This window comes from Bacteroides faecis MAJ27 (assembly GCF_900106755.1).
Taxonomy (GTDB): domain Bacteria; phylum Bacteroidota; class Bacteroidia; order Bacteroidales; family Bacteroidaceae; genus Bacteroides; species Bacteroides faecis.
In genome coordinates this window covers 94,604-110,658 of record NZ_FNNN01000019.1, presented here as the reverse complement: position 1 = coordinate 110,658, position 16,055 = coordinate 94,604, and the positions used below count along the sequence as shown (strand labels likewise).

The 16,055-nt window shown below is 44.1% G+C and carries 13 protein-coding genes and 1 pseudogene; 5 read left to right on the top strand and 9 right to left on the bottom strand.

Annotation, left to right across the window (positions count from 1 at the left end; translation table 11 throughout):
- Positions 1-116 precede the first annotated feature (116 nt).
- The 3 genes from glsA to BLW31_RS16435 all read right to left on the bottom strand — a co-directional run bounded on the left by glsA (position 117) and on the right by BLW31_RS16435 (position 3,302).
- Entirely contained in the window at positions 117-1,082 is a 966-nt protein-coding gene (glsA, locus tag BLW31_RS16445) for a glutaminase A (RefSeq protein ID WP_010535524.1), read from the bottom strand.
- A gap of 8 nt (positions 1,083-1,090) precedes the next feature.
- Positions 1,091-2,536, bottom strand: coding sequence for a glutamate decarboxylase (gene gad, locus BLW31_RS16440; RefSeq protein ID WP_010535523.1), 1,446 nt, complete (start codon positions 2,534-2,536; stop codon positions 1,091-1,093).
- A 262-nt stretch (positions 2,537-2,798) separates the two neighbouring features.
- Entirely contained in the window at positions 2,799-3,302 is a 504-nt protein-coding gene (locus tag BLW31_RS16435) for an RNA polymerase sigma factor (RefSeq protein WP_010535521.1), read from the bottom strand.
- A gap of 253 nt (positions 3,303-3,555) precedes the next feature.
- On the opposite strand from BLW31_RS16435, the gene BLW31_RS16430 reads away from it, so the two are divergent.
- Together BLW31_RS16430 and BLW31_RS16425 are read left to right on the top strand one after the other, a co-directional pair.
- Positions 3,556-4,788, top strand: coding sequence for an MFS transporter (locus tag BLW31_RS16430; RefSeq protein ID WP_010535520.1), 1,233 nt, complete (start codon positions 3,556-3,558; stop codon positions 4,786-4,788).
- A 5-nt stretch (positions 4,789-4,793) separates the two neighbouring features.
- Positions 4,794-5,714 carry a DMT family transporter gene (locus BLW31_RS16425; protein ID WP_010535519.1) on the top strand — a complete coding sequence of 307 codons (921 nt, stop codon included), beginning with the start codon at positions 4,794-4,796 and terminating at the stop codon, positions 5,712-5,714.
- An 88-nt stretch (positions 5,715-5,802) separates the two neighbouring features.
- On the opposite strand, the gene BLW31_RS16420 is transcribed toward BLW31_RS16425, so the two are convergent.
- The 3 genes from BLW31_RS16420 to BLW31_RS16410 all read right to left on the bottom strand — a co-directional run bounded on the left by BLW31_RS16420 (position 5,803) and on the right by BLW31_RS16410 (position 8,045).
- On the bottom strand, positions 5,803-6,195 hold the full coding sequence (locus tag BLW31_RS16420) for an HIT family protein (protein WP_010535518.1): 393 nt from the start codon (positions 6,193-6,195) through the stop codon (positions 5,803-5,805).
- 52 nt (positions 6,196-6,247) lie between these two features.
- On the bottom strand, positions 6,248-6,712 hold the full coding sequence (greA, locus tag BLW31_RS16415) for a transcription elongation factor GreA (protein ID WP_010535517.1): 465 nt from the start codon (positions 6,710-6,712) through the stop codon (positions 6,248-6,250).
- 181 nt (positions 6,713-6,893) lie between these two features.
- A complete protein-coding gene (locus tag BLW31_RS16410) occupies positions 6,894-8,045 on the bottom strand; it encodes a TlpA disulfide reductase family protein (protein ID WP_010535516.1) in 1,152 nt (383 codons plus the stop codon).
- 195 nt (positions 8,046-8,240) lie between these two features.
- Between BLW31_RS16410 and pnp the strand changes: the two genes are divergently transcribed.
- On the top strand, positions 8,241-10,367 hold the full coding sequence (pnp, locus tag BLW31_RS16405; RefSeq protein ID WP_010535515.1) for a polyribonucleotide nucleotidyltransferase: 2,127 nt from the start codon (positions 8,241-8,243) through the stop codon (positions 10,365-10,367).
- 1,566 nt (positions 10,368-11,933) lie between these two features.
- Here the strand turns inward: pnp and BLW31_RS16395 are convergent.
- The 3 genes and pseudogenes from BLW31_RS16395 to BLW31_RS16385 all read right to left on the bottom strand — a co-directional run.
- Positions 11,934-12,041: pseudogene (locus BLW31_RS16395) on the bottom strand (VOC family protein); the annotation flags it as partial.
- Positions 12,042-12,082: 41 nt separating this feature from the next.
- Positions 12,083-13,144 carry a butyrate kinase gene (gene buk / locus BLW31_RS16390; protein ID WP_010535512.1) on the bottom strand — a complete coding sequence of 354 codons (1,062 nt, stop codon included), beginning with the start codon at positions 13,142-13,144 and terminating at the stop codon, positions 12,083-12,085.
- A gap of 18 nt (positions 13,145-13,162) precedes the next feature.
- Positions 13,163-14,116, bottom strand: a complete 954-nt coding sequence (locus BLW31_RS16385) for a phosphate acyltransferase (protein WP_010535511.1) — start codon at positions 14,114-14,116, stop codon at positions 13,163-13,165.
- Between the two features lie 179 nt (positions 14,117-14,295).
- Here BLW31_RS16385 and BLW31_RS16380 point away from each other — a divergent pair, with 179 nt between their 5' ends.
- Both BLW31_RS16380 and BLW31_RS16375 read left to right on the top strand, forming a co-directional pair.
- Positions 14,296-15,102 (top strand): glycoside hydrolase family 16 protein, encoded by an 807-nt coding sequence (locus BLW31_RS16380; protein ID WP_010535510.1) that lies wholly within the window; start codon positions 14,296-14,298, stop codon positions 15,100-15,102.
- Between the two features lie 9 nt (positions 15,103-15,111).
- Positions 15,112-16,020, top strand: coding sequence for a S66 peptidase family protein (locus BLW31_RS16375; protein WP_010535509.1), 909 nt, complete (start codon positions 15,112-15,114; stop codon positions 16,018-16,020).
- Positions 16,021-16,055: the final 35 nt, after the last annotated feature.

The following is a 16,055-nucleotide window of genomic DNA, read 5'->3' as shown; positions in this document are numbered from 1 at the left end:
AAAAACTTTGGGTAATAACAAAGCCCGGGCTTGTGAAAGTCTGGGCTTTGTGCATAAAAAAAGGTTGTGCCAGCGTTTTGACACAACCTCTTTGTTTTTCTCATAGAGCGAATAAACTAGTCGGCTACGATCAAGTGATTATCACTGAATACGTTCAATCCTAGTTTATTCATAACATATTGGATAGCCAATTGTGCCTTTACAGAATTGCCGGCACCATCCAAAGGAGGAGCAAATGCGGCAATACCGAACTGTCCGGGCAATACACCCATCACACCACCACCTACACCGGTTTTAGCCGGGATACCGGAGGTGTACATCCAGTCGCCTGTATGTTCGTAGAAACCTACGGCGGCAATCATGGCAGTTATTTTAGGAGCCAGGCTGGCATCGAAAACTTCTTTCTTGGTCACCGGGTTCACACCGCCATTGGCGATAGTTCCGGCTGCAACAGAAAGCTGTAATGCGGTTACTCCCAAGGAGCACTGACGGGTATAAAGGTCTAACGCCATATCCGGATCATCATAGATACGGTTGTAGTTTTTCAGCAACCATGCAATAGAACGGTTGTTAAAGTTCGTATCCGATTCAGACTTATATAATTCGTCAATCAGTTGGGGAGCGCTGCCGCACAAATCAGTCACGTTCTCTACGATGGCATCCCATTTCTTGGCAGAGTCACCGATCGGTTTTACCATACTACAGGCAGAAATGGCACCGGCATTTACCAATGGAGTAGATGGGTGGTCATTTTCCAGCAAGATAGCGATGATTGAGTTGAAAGGCAATCCTGTTGCGTCAGCTCCGATTTTTTCTAATATTTCCTTAGCACCATATTGGCGCAGAGCAAGGATAGCCGTATGCACTTTGGATACGGATTCGATGCCGAAGCGGTAGTCGGTATCTCCCACATGGATGGTCTGCCCGTTGAGCAGGCAGACACTGATTCCAAAGAGATCTTTATTGACATTTGCCAGGTAAGGGATATAGTCGGCGTTCTTGCCGCCTGTATTTGTCTTTACCTGATCGTATGCCTCCTGTACCACTTCTTTCAATTGAGCGAGTGTTACTTTTTTATCCATAGATCAATTTATTTTTTTACGGTTTTATGACGACGACCACCGTGATTGAACATCTTGGCTTCTACCGGAAGATTCTTTTCCTGAGCCATGCGGGTAGGAGTCGGGAAGTCCAGTTTTTCCAGTTCGGCAATTGCGTTCTTGATGTCGCCCAGCAACATGTCTGCCATGTCGCGGCTGAATCCCTGACGAACAACCACACGCATCACTACATAATCTTCCAGTTTAGAAGGCAATGTATAAGCCGGAACCATCCAGCCGTGTTGAGACAGCTTATCCTGCAAATCGTACAATGTCCATTTGGCTGTTTTTGCATATTCCGGTTTCAGATACCAGATGAACAGTGGGTTCACTACATTTTCGGAGTAGTTAACGAACGGAGCCATCTTGGCGATTTCATCATGAATGTATTTAGCAATCATCAAAGAGTTGTACTGAACTTCTTTGTAACCTTGGAATCCTAAACGGATGAATTGATAATACTGTCCCAGAATCTGGGCAGCCGGACGAGAGAAGTTCAAACCTACCTGAGTAATGTTAGCACCCAGATAATTGACGCTGAATGCCATTTCTTCGGGCAGATATTCTTTGCCTTTCCAGCAAACCCAGCCAAGACCCGGATATACCAGACCGAACTTGTGACCGGATACACTGATAGACAATACCCATTTCAGACGGAAATCCCACTTCGTATCCGGATAAAGGAATGGAAGAATGAAACCACCGCTGGCGGCGTCTACGTGGATAGGAATGTCATAGCCTGTTTTTGCATTGTAAGCGTCGAGCGCTTTATCCAATGCTTCAACGTCGTCGTTCAGTCCTGTCCATGTAACACCTTGGATAGGTACTACGCAGATGGTGTTTTCGTCACACATCTTCAAAGCTTCTTCGGGGTCGAGAGTGGTTTTATCGAGAGTCAAAGGTACTTCACGCATTTCGATCTGCCACAACTGTGCAAACTTTTCCCATACAACCTGAAAACCTGTTGAAATAACGAAGTTTGGTTTATCAAACGGTTTGCCCTGAGCTTGTCTTTTTTTACGCCAGCGCAGCCATGCAGCTACACCGCCCAGCATACAAGCTTCTGAAGAACCGATAGCCAGCGCACCTGTTTTCCATGTGTCTTTCTCCGGAGAGTTCCACAAGTTGGCAACGATATTGATACATTTACCATTCATTACAGCGATACGAGGATATTCAGTTTCATCAATATAGTTGATGTTGATTGCTTCGTTCATCAGTTTGGTAGCGTAATCGTCCATATAAGTGGTAACGAAAGTTGCTAGGTTCAAACGTGGCTGAGTTTGGGCAAAGGTTTCATCTTTAACCATTTGGTAAGCGATTTCAGGAGTCGTTGGTCCTTCAGGGATTTTTTCTACCGGAGAGGGTTGTAACATTCTGTCTGAACCGAATACGTCGGTTTTTGCATCACCTTTTCTGAAATTTAAATCTTCCATACTAATTTGTTTTTTTAAAGGTTTAGGGCGATGGGGATTTTCCCCGTCGAATTTCCCTCAACAACAGCAGATAGTTTTGAAAGTTTTCAGGTTTTACATTATTTGGCGTTTATTAAGGGGGCGGACTTTTTGCCAATGGAAGGCGGGCGGAATATAAATAACCAAAGGCAAGAAAGAAATAAATCCTTCTTGCCTTTGGTTGTGTGAATGGTAGCCGGTTGTTATCGTTATTTTGATACCTATTGAAATATGTCGTTAAAGTCTAGCGGAAGTCTTTCAGTTCTTCCTGTAGTTTTTGGCGAGTGAAGAAAATGCGGCTCTTTATAGTACCTAGCGGAAGGTTCAGCTTTTCTGCTATTTCACGATACTTGAAGCCGGAAACATGCATGGCGAAAGGTACTCTGTACTCTTTGGGTAATGCATTGACTACCCGATGCATTTCTTTCAGGTCGTAGGCGTTCTCCGTACTTTCAAAACCTGCGTCCTGCGGTAAATTCAAATGGTAAAGATTGTCCGTACGGTCAACAAATGTCTGGTCGCGAACTACCTTGCGGTAGTTGTTGATAAAGATGTTGCGCATAATCGTGTACATCCATCCTTTAAAATTTGTGTCAGGTGTGTATTTATCTTCATTATCTAATGCTTTTAATGATGTTTCCTGCAACAAATCGTTTGCTTCTTCGCGGTCGGTTGTCAGCTTATAAGCGAAACGGAGCAGTTCTTCCTGTACCCCTACTAAATCTTTTCTGAAGCTTAAACTTTTCATATACGTTGCTTTTTAAATTGTGAGTATTCTTTGTTAAATTTCGATGATGCAAGTTTACGGGATTTTTTTAAGTTCGTTGGGGGAGAAACTGACGGAATTTGACCTAAAAACTGTCTACGGATAGTTTTTAGGTCATAAACTGATAGTTTATGGGTGTTTTTCACTCAGTTTTTGAGTATTCAATAATGCCTCATTTGAACTTTATAAGGTCATTGTTGTTTTCATCAGACCTAAACTTTTAACGAACCGGTATATGAAAATACAGACGGGAAGGGGTACTATACCTCTCATCACTTTACTAGCTATCTGGTCTATTTCGGCACTGACCTCTCTGCCGGGGCTGGCTGTTTCGCCCATACTGGGCGACCTTACTAAAATATTTCCGGAAGCAACGGACTTGGATATTCAGATGTTGACTTCGTTGCCGTCGTTGCTGATTATCCCTTTTATCCTTCTGGGCGGTAAACTGACGGAAAAAGTTGATTTGGTCCGTATCCTGAAGATCGGACTCTGGCTTTTTGCGGCAAGCGGCATTTTATATCTGATTTCCAACAGAATGTGGCAACTGATCGTAGTGAGTGCCATGCTGGGCATCGGAGCCGGATTAATCATTCCCTTATCTACCGGATTGGTGTCGAAATACTTTGTGGGCGCTTACCGGGTGAAACAGTTCGGACTGAGTTCCGCTATCACCAATTTTACATTGGTAATAGCTACAGCCGTCACGGGTTATCTGGCGGAAGTTAGCTGGCATTTGCCGTTTTTGGTTTATCTGCTTCCTCTGGTTTCGATTCTGCTGGTCGGCCATCTGAAGGATCGTCAGGATGAATCGGTTGTCCGGCAGCCTGAATCGGAAACTTCCTCTCCCGAACAATCTGCTTCTGTAGATACAGGAGGGAGTAAATATGGAATCCATACTAAGCACTTGCTCCAGATTATGCTTTTCTACGGGGTGACCACCTATATTGTGCTGGCAGTTATCTTCAATCTGCCCTTCCTGATGGAGAAGCACCATTTTACCAGCGGTGATTCGGGACTGATGATATCGCTTTTCTTTTTGGCGATTATGGCTCCGGGATTTTGTCTGGATAAGATTGTGGACGAGCTGAAAGAGCGTACCAAAGCTTACAGCTTACTATCTATGGCTGTGGGGCTGGCTCTGATCTGGATTGCCCCGATCGAATGGATGATTATTCCGGGGGGTCTTTTTGTCGGGCTGGGATATGGAGTTATCCAGCCTATGCTTTATGATAAAACGACACATACGGCACTTCCTCAGAAGACGACCCTGGCGCTGGCTTTTGTGATGATGATGAATTATCTCGCCATACTGCTATATCCTTTTATTGTCGATTTTCTCCAGAAGTTGTTTCACACTCAGTCTCAGGAGTTTCCTTTCATTTTCAATTTATTGATAACGGTCGTTACTTTCTTCTGGGCCTATCTGCGACGCGATTCCTTTTTGTTTAATGATCAATTGAAATAATAAAGATGAAGAATAAGAAACTGGAAGCCAATCTGAGTATGGCTGTATCAAAAATATTCAGCGGTTTAAATATGAATGCCTTGAAGTATCTGCTTCCCTTATGGATGAGCCCGTTGACGGGTGCGACGCTTCGTTGCACCTTTGCCGCCGTTGCATTCTGGGTGATCGGATGGTTCATGCCGCCGGAGAAGTCATCTACTAAAGATAAATGGTTGCTTTTCCTGTTGGGAGCATTCGGACTGTATGGCTTTATGTTTCTTTATCTGGCCGGACTGAGTAAAACAACTCCGGTGTCCAGTTCCATTTTTACCAGTCTTCAGCCTATCTGGGTATTTCTGATTATGATCTTCTTTTATAAAGAGAAAGCGACATGGAAGAAGATTCTCGGGATTTCGATCGGTTTGATCGGTGCGCTGGTCTGTATCCTGACACAGCAGAGTGATGATCTGGCATCCGATGCTTTCATGGGGAATATGCTTTGTCTGCTCAGTTCTGTCGTTTATGCAGTTTATCTGATACTTAGCCAGCGTATCCTTTCTTCCATCGGGGCGATGACCATGTTGAGATATACATTTTCCGGTGCGGCAGTCTCTGCTATTATAGTTACATTTATTACGGGATTCGATGCACCGGTGTTTTCTATGCCGTTCCATTGGACACCTTTCCTGATTCTGATGTTTGTACTTGTATTTCCAACAACGATCAGCTATATGTTGCTTCCGGTCGGTTTGAAATATCTGAAAACGACAGTTGTGGCAATATACGGTTATCTGATTCTGATTGTTGCGACGATTGCTTCTCTGGCTTTGGGGCAGGACCGTTTTAGCTGGACGCAGACAGCCGCTATTATTTTTATCTGTATTGGTGTATATCTGGTTGAGGTAGCCGAAAGTAAAGATAAGTCGCCGGACCCTTTGAAGAAGTAGTTGTATATACATCAGAAGATGACGGTTATGATACAAAAAAGCGGGCGCCTTTCTCAAGGTGCCCGCTTGCTTATGTCATCATCATGTTTTATAGAGAGGAGTTGATTGCTTGCGCAATGGATTTGAATTCTTCATCCGATAGTTTCAGTTTCGGATTGGAGAACAACATATCCGATTCCTTCTGAATAGGAATTAAGTGGATATGAGCGTGCGGTACTTCCAGACCGATAACCGCTTCGCCTACCTTTTTGCAAGGGAAAGCTTTTTCGATGGCACGGGCTATCTGTTTGGCAAATACGTGCATGGCTGCGAGGTCTTCGTCACTTAAATCGAAGATATAGTCTACTTCCTGTTTGGGGACTACCAGTGTATGTCCCTTTACCAACGGATTGATATCAAGAAAAGCAAAAAAACGATCGTTCTCCGCTATCTTGTAGCAAGGAATTTCGCCTGCGATGATTCTACTGAATATGGTTGCCATAACTTTTGATAGATAAAAGAAGGCAAGCCTCACACGGAGACCTGCCTTACTGTTAAATGGATATGTTTACTACTTCTAATGCAATTTTACCCTGCGGTACGGTAATTTCTGCAACATCACCCACCTTCTTGCCAAGCAAACCTTGTGCGATCGGGGTGTTAACGGAAATCTTGCCTTCCTTCAGGTTGGCTTCACTTTCGGAAACGATGGTATAAGTCATCTTCATACCATTCTTTACGTTCTTCAGTTCCACCTTGTTCAGAATCTGTACAGAATCTGTCTTTAGTTTGGATTCATCTATGATTTTTGCATCTGCGATGACCGCTTTCAATTTGTTGATGCGCATTTCCAGCATCCCCTGTGCTTCTTTGGCTGCATCATATTCTGCATTTTCCGACAAGTCGCCTTTATCTCTGGCTTCGGCGATGGCCGCAGAGATCTTAGGGCGTTCCACTGTTTCCAGTTCTTTCAATTCTGCCATTAACTTTTTGTAACCTTCTTCTGACATATAAGCCATGATGTTTTTCCTCCTTTTTATTTAAAATGGTCATATAAACAAAAAAGAATTCCAACATGGCACATGTTGGAACCCTCTTCTCAATTATTTCTTTGCAAAGATAGCCTTTTAAGTGATATCTGTCAAGTGAAAAAAGATGCTATGTAACATATTTAAATGAAATATGCTAAATTATAACAACTTAGAGCAGTGACTTGACGGATGCTTCAAGGTCTTTGATATCTTCGCCACGAAGCTTCAATTCGTTGTTTCTGTTGATCAGGAAGATGGACGGTACCTGACGAACATTATATACAGCTACGTTGGTAGAATAGACACCGTTTCCGTCGCGCACACAAACCCAGGGCAGGTTGCCGGCAGCTGTTTTCCAGTAGTGTTCGTCTGCGTCGAGAGATACCTGATAAATTTCCAGTCCTTGCGAAGCATACTTGTTATATAGTTCACGAAGCATCATATTATGCGGTGCTCCTGCCGGTGACTGGAACACGGAGAAATCCAGCAATACTACTTTTCCTTTCAGGTCAGTCAGTTTGCGGGTATTTCCTTTCACGTCACGCAGAGCAATGTCGATGATGCCTGTTTCTATGATCTTGTCTTGTGGAATTTCCAGAGACTTGCTTTGTGGCTGGCGGGTATTCTTCATACCTTTGATCACGATGTTATACAAATTTTTCGAACGTACGGCGTTCGGATATGCATTGTTGAGGCTGGTAGCAACAGCCGCAAAACATTTCACGTCCTCTTTATTGTTCAGCGGATCGAAAATCAGATAATCATTCAATTTCTGGAACAGGGCGAAGTAAGCAGCTGACGTGTTGGGAGCGGCGAATATATAATTCACTTTTACGTCCTCTTTATAATTTTTCAGTAACGTTGCCAGGTTTTCTTCGAACGTGTCGTGTCCCAGTTTATTGGCACGCAACGCATTCAGTTGGTCGTTTACGTTCTTTTGAAGATTGATTTGTTTCAGTGTCAGTTCCTTAATCTTGTTGCTGTTGTCAGATCCTTCTACCGTGTAGGCAGTAGAGAAATCGACGTACGGAGCTTTGATCTGTATCGTTTCGATAGAATCCACAGAAAAGTTGATGACTTTGTCGTCTACCCGCAAGCGGTAAAACTCAGGCGATTCGGGGCGGGGCTGTTTGAATTTGAATGTACCTTCTCCTTTCAATTTAACCGAATCAAGCGGGACAATACCTTCCAGACTGGAAGCTTCGAGATAAAGCATTTTCCCGTCGGCTCCTGATACGTCTCCGTTCACTTCAAACTCAGGACCGGAACTACAAGCTGTAATGGTAAGTGCGGCAAGCGCTACAAAAGTTATCTTTTTCATATCTCGTGTGTTTTTTAAGAGTTGCAAATATACGTCTTTTCGAGATTACTCAAAGCTTTTTGCCTGCTTCTTCACCTCTATTTTGCAAAAAAAACATATAGCATCTAACTTTTTAGCTCATTTCCACCTGATTACAACGATAAATGTATATCTTTGCAGGAATTTTGAAAGAAAAGTATAGATAAAACAATTTTTATGATTAACCCAATTGTTAAGACGATCGAGTTACCTGATGGAAGAACCATCACACTCGAGACGGGAAAGTTGGCAAAACAGGCAGACGGTTCTGTAATGCTACGCATGGGAAACACCATGTTATTAGCTACTGTTTGTGCCGCTAAAGATGCAGTTCCCGGAACAGATTTCATGCCTTTACAGGTAGAGTACAAAGAAAAATTTGCGGCATTCGGCCGTTTTCCTGGTGGTTTCACCAAGAGAGAGGGTAGAGCTTCTGATTATGAGATTCTGACTTGCCGTCTCGTAGACCGTGCTCTCCGTCCACTATTCCCTGATAATTATCACGCAGAAGTATATGTAAACATCATCCTTTTTTCTGCTGACGGTATAGACATGCCGGATGCACTGGCCGGACTTGCAGCTTCTGCAGCACTCGCTGTTTCAGATATTCCTTTCAACGGACCGATTTCTGAGGTACGTGTAGCACGTATCGATGGTCAATTTGTAATTAATCCTACTTTTGATCAACTGGAAAAAGCTGATATGGACCTGATGGTAGCCGCTACTTATGATAACATCATGATGGTAGAAGGTGAAATGCACGAGGTATCCGAAGCTGAATTGCTGGAAGCAATGAAGGTGGCTCACGAAGCTATCAAGGTTCATTGCAAGGCTCAGGTGGAGTTGATGGAAGAAGTAGGAAAGACGGTGAAACGTGAATATAATCATGAAGTAAACGACGAAGAATTGCGCAAGGCAGTTCGTGAGGCTTGCTATGACAAGGCTTATGCCGTTGCTGCTTCTGGAAATAATAATAAGCACGAACGTTTCGAAGCTTTTGATGCTATCCGCGAAGAGTTCAAGGCTCAGTTCTCTGAAGAAGAACTCGAAGAGAAAGCTGCGCTGATCGACCGTTACTATCATGATGTAGAGAAAGAAGCTATGCGTCGTTCTATTTTGGATGAAGGCAAGCGTCTGGATGGTCGTAAGACTACGGAAATTCGCCCGATCTGGTGCGAAGTTGGCCCTCTGCCTGGTCCTCACGGATCTGCTATCTTTACTCGTGGTGAAACTCAATCTCTGACTTCTGTCACTCTGGGTACCAAGCTCGACGAAAAGATTATCGACAATGTATTGGAACATGGAAAAGAACGTTTCCTGTTGCATTATAACTTCCCTCCTTTCTCTACAGGTGAAGCAAAGGCACAACGTGGTGTAGGCCGTCGTGAAGTTGGTCACGGTCATTTGGCTTGGCGTGCTTTGAAAGGACAGATTCCTGCTGACTATCCGTACGTAGTACGTGTTGTTTCAGAAATCCTCGAATCTAACGGTTCTTCTTCTATGGCTACCGTATGTGCCGGAACACTGGCATTGATGGATGCCGGTGTGAAGATCAAAAAACCGGTATCAGGTATCGCTATGGGATTGATCAAGAATCCGGGCGAAGAAAAATATGCAGTATTGTCTGACATCCTCGGTGACGAAGACCACCTCGGAGATATGGACTTCAAAGTAACCGGAACAAGAGACGGTATCACAGCTACTCAGATGGACATCAAGGTAGACGGTCTTTCTTATGATATTCTGGAACGCGCTTTGAATCAAGCTAAAGAAGGACGTATGCACATCCTCGATAAGATCACTGAGACTATCGCCGAACCGCGTGCTGACCTGAAAGACCATGCTCCCCGCATTGAAACAATGACTATTCCTAAAGAATTTATCGGAGCTGTAATCGGCCCTGGTGGAAAAATCATTCAAGGTATGCAGGAAGAAACCGGTGCAGTGATCACTATCGAAGAAACAGATGGTGTAGGACGCATCGAAGTTTCCGGAACAAACAAGAAATGCATTGAAGACGCTATGCGCATGATCAAGGCAATCGTTGCTGTTCCCGAAGTAGGTGAGGTATATAAAGGTAAAGTTCGCTCTATCATGCCTTACGGTGCATTCATCGAATTCCTGCCGGGCAAAGACGGTTTGTTGCACATTTCCGAGATCGACTGGAAACGTCTGGAAACAGTAGAAGAAGCCGGAATTAAGGAAGGTGATGAGATTGAAGTGAAACTGATCGACATCGATCCGAAGACAGGAAAATTCAAACTTTCAAGAAAAGTGTTGATGCCAAGACCGGAAAAGAAGTAAAAAAGCAGATCGCTTTTAGATAATGGAATAGCCCGATTACTAAGTATTCGGGCTATTTTTTTGTCTGTTATTTTGCTTTTCTGCGAAAAGATGTGTTCTTTAAATACATTTTGCAGGGGAAGTATAAAAAGTCTATTCTGCCTTTCTATGATTATCTGCGTTGGTGGGAAGGCTTATATTCTTTCGACGGTTCTTCTTTCAACTGCACTCTTACTAAATTGGAGAAATGTATAATGTGAAGATTACAGTAGAGAATCTAAAAGTACTGAATGATCGTTGCACGGGTAAGTTCAAAATCTTTAAAAACATAATGATTATGAATATGATAGTTTACCCATACAAAAAAGAATCGGAAAGTACCCCCATACTTCCCGATTCGAAACAGTCAAAAATCGACCTTAATCAATTTATTAACTTAACACGTTGCAAAGATATGAGAAAAATTTCTTTGAAAGGGCTTTTTTGCCCAAAAAGTTTAGAATCTAAGCAAATAATACTGGCTATGAGGATTATATTATTCTTTTTTTTGTTCGTAACTGATAAGGAATGAATGTACAATCAGCCATTGAGAGGGGTATAACATCCAATACACAAGCTATATATACCCTGTACATTGGATCTATATATCCTGTACATTGGATTTATATCTCCTGCGTGCTGGAACTATATCCCCAACTACTATTCATTCTTGAGGCTCCTTGGAGTCAAATCTGGGCTGAACACAGCCCTCTCCAATAAAGTGTTGACATTTCGCATTCAGCCCTTTCAGCCTTGCTCGCAAACGCTTTGATGGAAGGCGATAGCGGCTGAAAGCACTATTTTATACCCCGTCTCTGGTGTATGCTGAGAGGGGTAAGTAACTTCAGCCCTTTCAGCCGGAAAAAGAATTGATTCAAACGCTAATAATTTCCGATTCAACAGAGCCTGTATTTATTCCAAACAGAGTCTCTGTTCGGAACAAACAAAGGCTCTGTCCGAGGTAAACCGACCCTCTGTTTTTTTCTGAACTATTGATCCATTGATTGATTTGAATAAGCCGGTATTCCACCAGCTTTCATCTCGGTGGTGAGTCGTTTTCATCTCGGTAGTGAGTAACCTTTATCTCGGTGGTAAGTGAAGGCCATCTCCGGGCTTACAGAATTCAGTCCGTGTGTTGAGTAACTATAACTTGTCAGCAGAATAGCTATAACCAATCAGCTTTGGGGTTTATGTACGACCGAGGCTGAAAGGACTGAAACTACCCCTCCCCACTCAGAATGCCCTTACACTAGGGTGTAAAATAGTGCCTTCAGCCGCTATCGCCTTCTATCAAGGCGTTTGCGAGCAAGGCTGAAAGGGCTGAATGCTGAGAATACCCATAGAATAGTGTGAACTATAAAGGTGGTACATCTTTCACTCAGATGTTGTACATCTTTTACTCAAATGTAGTACTAGAGTCAGGCAACTTAAGTACTTGTCAGAAGCAAGTCTTGTACTTATAGGGAAGTTTTCTAATATAAGATTGAATCATTCAATGTCGTTTCCCCGGTTCACTTGTGTGAACTCATTTCTTCTTGGCAATATTCCTTATTGAAATTTCTTATCTTCTTCGAGAAGTTCCTGGCTACATTGTTCCGGTGCCAGAGGGGTAAAGAACTCTATCAGATTTTTTTCAGGATCGCGCAGGTACAAGGTGGCATTCTATCGGATGAAAAGAATACGGATGCTTCCGGCAATTACTTATAAATTTGCACCGGCAGTTCTCCTTTTAACGCGCCTAAAGCATTATAAGCCAACGATTCCATTTCTCCTTCCCCGGGATAGACATGTATAGGAGCTAAAAAAGAAATTCGTTTTTTCAATCTTGAGATAATATAATCCGAATAGGCAATACCTCCTGTCAGCAGAATGGCATCCACTTTTCCGCAAAGTACGGTAGCGGCTCCGCCGATTGCTTTTGCCACGTTGTAGATCATGGCGTCCAATATTAGTTCCGCTTTCTTGTCGCCTTCTTCTATAGATTTAATGATGGCGGGCACATCGGTTGTCCCCAGATGGGCTGTCAATCCGGCACGACCGGAAATACGCTTTTTCAATTCGTCTTTGGTAAGCTGCCCGCTATAGCAAAGGTCGATCAGCTGTCCGGCAGGGAGCGTTCCTGCACGTTCCGGTGAGAAAGGACCTTCACCGTCCAATGCATTGTTGGCGTCAATGGCCCGTCCGTGCTGATGGACTGCTACGGAAATACCACCTCCCAAATGGCAGATAACCAGATCTAGCTCTTCGTACTTTGTATCTTGCTCTTTGGCAAAACGACGTGCGATGGCTTTCTGATTCAAGGCATGCCAGATCGTGATTTTCGGCATGAGCGGCGAGCCTGTGATACGTGCTACCTCTTCCAGTTCATCCACTACTCCGGGATCGGCGATATAGGCGGGACAATGGGGGAGGGAACTGGCGAGTTCTTCCGCAATCAGTCCGCCTAAGTTACAGGCGTGGGTTCGCATGGCGTGTAGCGTATCACGTTTCATTGCTTCGTTGACCTCATACACTCCTCCGGGAATAGGCTTCACCAATCCGCCGCGTCCGATGACGGCATCGAACTCGAAAGGTATCCCGTTCGCTTCCAGCTCCTGAAGGACCAGGTTCTTCCGAAATTCAAACTGGTCTATCACCTGCGGATAAACGGATAATTCTTCCACCGAATGTTTGATATTGCGAACCAGTAACGGGGTTTCATTCTCGTAGACTGCTATTTTCGTTGATGTGGAGCCGGGGTTGATGACCAGTATTTTCATAGAATCTATTTTTAGGAATTACGAGTTACGACTTTTGTTAAATTCTTCCCTGCATTTGCAGTCTCCTGCTACTTGCAGACAGGCCATTGCGATGCTGTAATATTTCGACAATCCGGAATCGCTTCGTGAAGGAAGAACCACCGGACAGATAGGGCCTTGCAACAATCCTGCCATTTCCGCGTTGGCAAACAGGGAGACGGATTTGTAGAAAGCGTTTCCTGATTCGATATTCGGGAATATCAGCACGTCTGCCTGTCCGTTGATAGGGGAAACAATGCCTTTGATGTCTCCGCTTGCCTGTTCGCAGGAAGTGCGTACGTCCAGCGGACCGTCAATGATTACATTCCCGAATTCTCCGGCTTCGGCCAGCTCTACGATATTCACATAGTCCAAAGAGTGCGGAAACTTGGCGCTGACTTTCTCGGTGCAGTGTATCAGTGCGACACGGGGCTGTTCAATGCCGAAATGACGGCAGGTGCAGATGGCATACCAGATCATTTCTATGCGTTGTTGCAACGTTGGACGTGGAATCACTGCGGCATCGGAGAAGAACAGCAGTTTGTGGTAAGTCGGAATCTCCATCACGGCCAAGTGTGTGAGGATTTTCCCTTTGGGAAGCAGTCCTTTCTCTTTGTCGAGGATGGCGTGCAGCAGATTGTCCGTGTTGATGATGCCTTTCATTAAAATATCCGCTCCTCCTTCACGCACGATGCGGACGGCTTCGCGTGCCGCTTCGTCCGAATCTTCGATGTGAATGGTTTTCACATAGTCAGGGTATTGTTTCAGTGCGGGATATTTTTCCAGAATAGCCGAGTCTCCAATCATAAGGAACTCTGCAATTCCTTCCTCCAAAGCACGGGTGATAGCATATTCCGTATTGGGATCGTTGGCGCAGACTACGGCAATGCGTTTTCTGCGATTCTGTTCTTTAAGATGGGCTGTTAGCTGGGCAAAGTTCTGAATAGGTTCCATAACGTTAGATTTTTAGCAAATATCAGAAAAATCATTGAGAAAATAATACTTGCAACCCGAAAAGTTACGCCTGTTATGTAACATTTTGTTATATTTCAGTTGTTTTACTGTGTAGATATACACCGAACCGTTTTTTCCTGTATTTTTGCAAATAAATCCCCCTTAAACTTTAAAACAAAATGAAACAGTTCAAAAACCTATTGTTTATTAGCACATTACTCCTTTGTTGGATGCTCGTTTCCTGTAAAACGACGGCTAGAATTCCTGCCGGCTGGTCGCTGGTGTGGGAAGAAAACTTTAATCAAAGGAAGGACTTTGACTCGCAGGTCTGGAGTAAGATTCCGCGAGGGAAATCCGACTGGAATAATTATATGACGGACTTTGATTCCTGCTATGCCATGCGTAAAGGCAAACTGGTACTGAGGGGTATTGTCAATCAGACACTGCCCAATGATACGGCACCTTATCTGACAGGAGGCGTTTATACCAAAGGTAAAAAGGCTTTTTCTGACGGACGGATCGAGATCTGTGCCAGGCTGAATGCCGCAAAAGGTGCCTGGCCTGCTATCTGGATGTTGCCCGAAAATGCCAAATGGCCGTCGGGAGGCGAGATAGATGTGATGGAGCGTCTGAATGATGACTCTATCGCTTACCAGACGGTTCATTCTCATTATACGTATACTTTAGGTATCAAGAATCATCCCAAGTCGCACTCCACAGGAGTGATCCATCCCGATCGTTACAATGTTTTCGCTGTCGAAATGTATCCGGATAGTCTTTCGTTCTTTGTCAACGATGTACATACGTTTACTTATCCCCGTATACGGACGCAGAAGGAGGGGCAATTCCCGTTCAATCAGCCGTTCTATTTACTGATTGATATGCAGTTGGGTGGTTCATGGGTCGGAGCAGTCAATCCCAAAGACCTTCCGGTAGAAATGGAGGTGGACTGGGTACGTTTTTATCAACGGAAATCATTCAAATAGAGCATAAATATGAAAATTCAACTTCCTCCTTTTTTACAGAAGGGCGATAAAGTAGTCATAATATCACCTTCCAGCAAGATCGACAAACAGTTTCTGAAAGGTGCAAAGAAACGGATTGAATCGTGGGGCTTGAAAGTCGCCATAGGAAAACATGCCGGAGGGTCTTCCGGACGCTATGCGGGGACGGTCAAACAGCGGTTGAGCGATTTGCAGGATGCGATGAATGATCCGAAGGTGAAAGCCATTTTTTGCAGTCGTGGCGGATACGGTGTTGTACATTTAATTGATAAGATAGATTTCACTGCCTTTCGCGAACATCCGAAATGGTTGTTGGGGTTCAGTGACATCACTGCCTTGCATAACCTGTTTCAGAAGAATGGTTATGCCTCTTTGCATTCGCTGATGGCACGCCATCTGACTGTGGAACCGGAAGATGATCCTTGCGTGGCCTATCTGAAAGATATCCTGTTCGGTAATCTGCCCGCTTATACATGCGAAAAGCATAAACTGAATAAACAAGGTACTGCACAGGGAACTCTGCGAGGCGGAAACATGGCAGTGGCCTATGGACTGCGGGGAACTCCTTATGATCTTCCGGCAGAAGGAACGGTCTTGTTTATCGAAGATGTGAGCGAACGCCCTCATGCGATTGAGCGTATGATGTACAACCTGAAGCTGGGCGGTGTACTTGAAAAGTTATCCGGACTCATTATCGGGCAGTTTACCGAATATGAAGAAGATTGTTCGCTGGGTAAGGAGCTTTATGCAGCATTGGCAGACCTGGTGAAAGAGTATGATTATCCGGTTTGTTTTAACTTCCCGGTGGGGCACGTGACGTATAACCTGCCGCTTATCAATGGCGCAAAAGTGGAATTTACCGTCGGAAAGAAGAATGTCGAGTTAAAGTTTATTTGTTAATAATCTATTCTATCTGAACGATACTGTGCTGAAAA

Coding starts and splice junctions, on each gene's coding strand:
- glsA (WP_010535524.1), bottom strand. CDS start 1,082: ATGGATAAAAAAGTAACACTCGCTCAATTGAAAGAAGTGGTACAGGAG.
- BLW31_RS16380 (WP_010535510.1), top strand. CDS start 14,296: ATGAAACAGTTCAAAAACCTATTGTTTATTAGCACATTACTCCTTTGT.
- buk (WP_010535512.1), bottom strand. CDS start 13,144: ATGAAAATACTGGTCATCAACCCCGGCTCCACATCAACGAAAATAGCA.
- BLW31_RS16410 (WP_010535516.1), bottom strand. CDS start 8,045: ATGAAAAAGATAACTTTTGTAGCGCTTGCCGCACTTACCATTACAGCT.
- BLW31_RS16375 (WP_010535509.1), top strand. CDS start 15,112: ATGAAAATTCAACTTCCTCCTTTTTTACAGAAGGGCGATAAAGTAGTC.
- greA (WP_010535517.1), bottom strand. CDS start 6,712: ATGGCTTATATGTCAGAAGAAGGTTACAAAAAGTTAATGGCAGAATTG.
- BLW31_RS16435 (WP_010535521.1), bottom strand. CDS start 3,302: ATGAAAAGTTTAAGCTTCAGAAAAGATTTAGTAGGGGTACAGGAAGAA.
- pnp (WP_010535515.1), top strand. CDS start 8,241: ATGATTAACCCAATTGTTAAGACGATCGAGTTACCTGATGGAAGAACC.
- BLW31_RS16425 (WP_010535519.1), top strand. CDS start 4,794: ATGAAGAATAAGAAACTGGAAGCCAATCTGAGTATGGCTGTATCAAAA.
- BLW31_RS16420 (WP_010535518.1), bottom strand. CDS start 6,195: ATGGCAACCATATTCAGTAGAATCATCGCAGGCGAAATTCCTTGCTAC.
- BLW31_RS16385 (WP_010535511.1), bottom strand. CDS start 14,116: ATGGAACCTATTCAGAACTTTGCCCAGCTAACAGCCCATCTTAAAGAA.
- gad (WP_010535523.1), bottom strand. CDS start 2,536: ATGGAAGATTTAAATTTCAGAAAAGGTGATGCAAAAACCGACGTATTC.
- BLW31_RS16430 (WP_010535520.1), top strand. CDS start 3,556: ATGAAAATACAGACGGGAAGGGGTACTATACCTCTCATCACTTTACTA.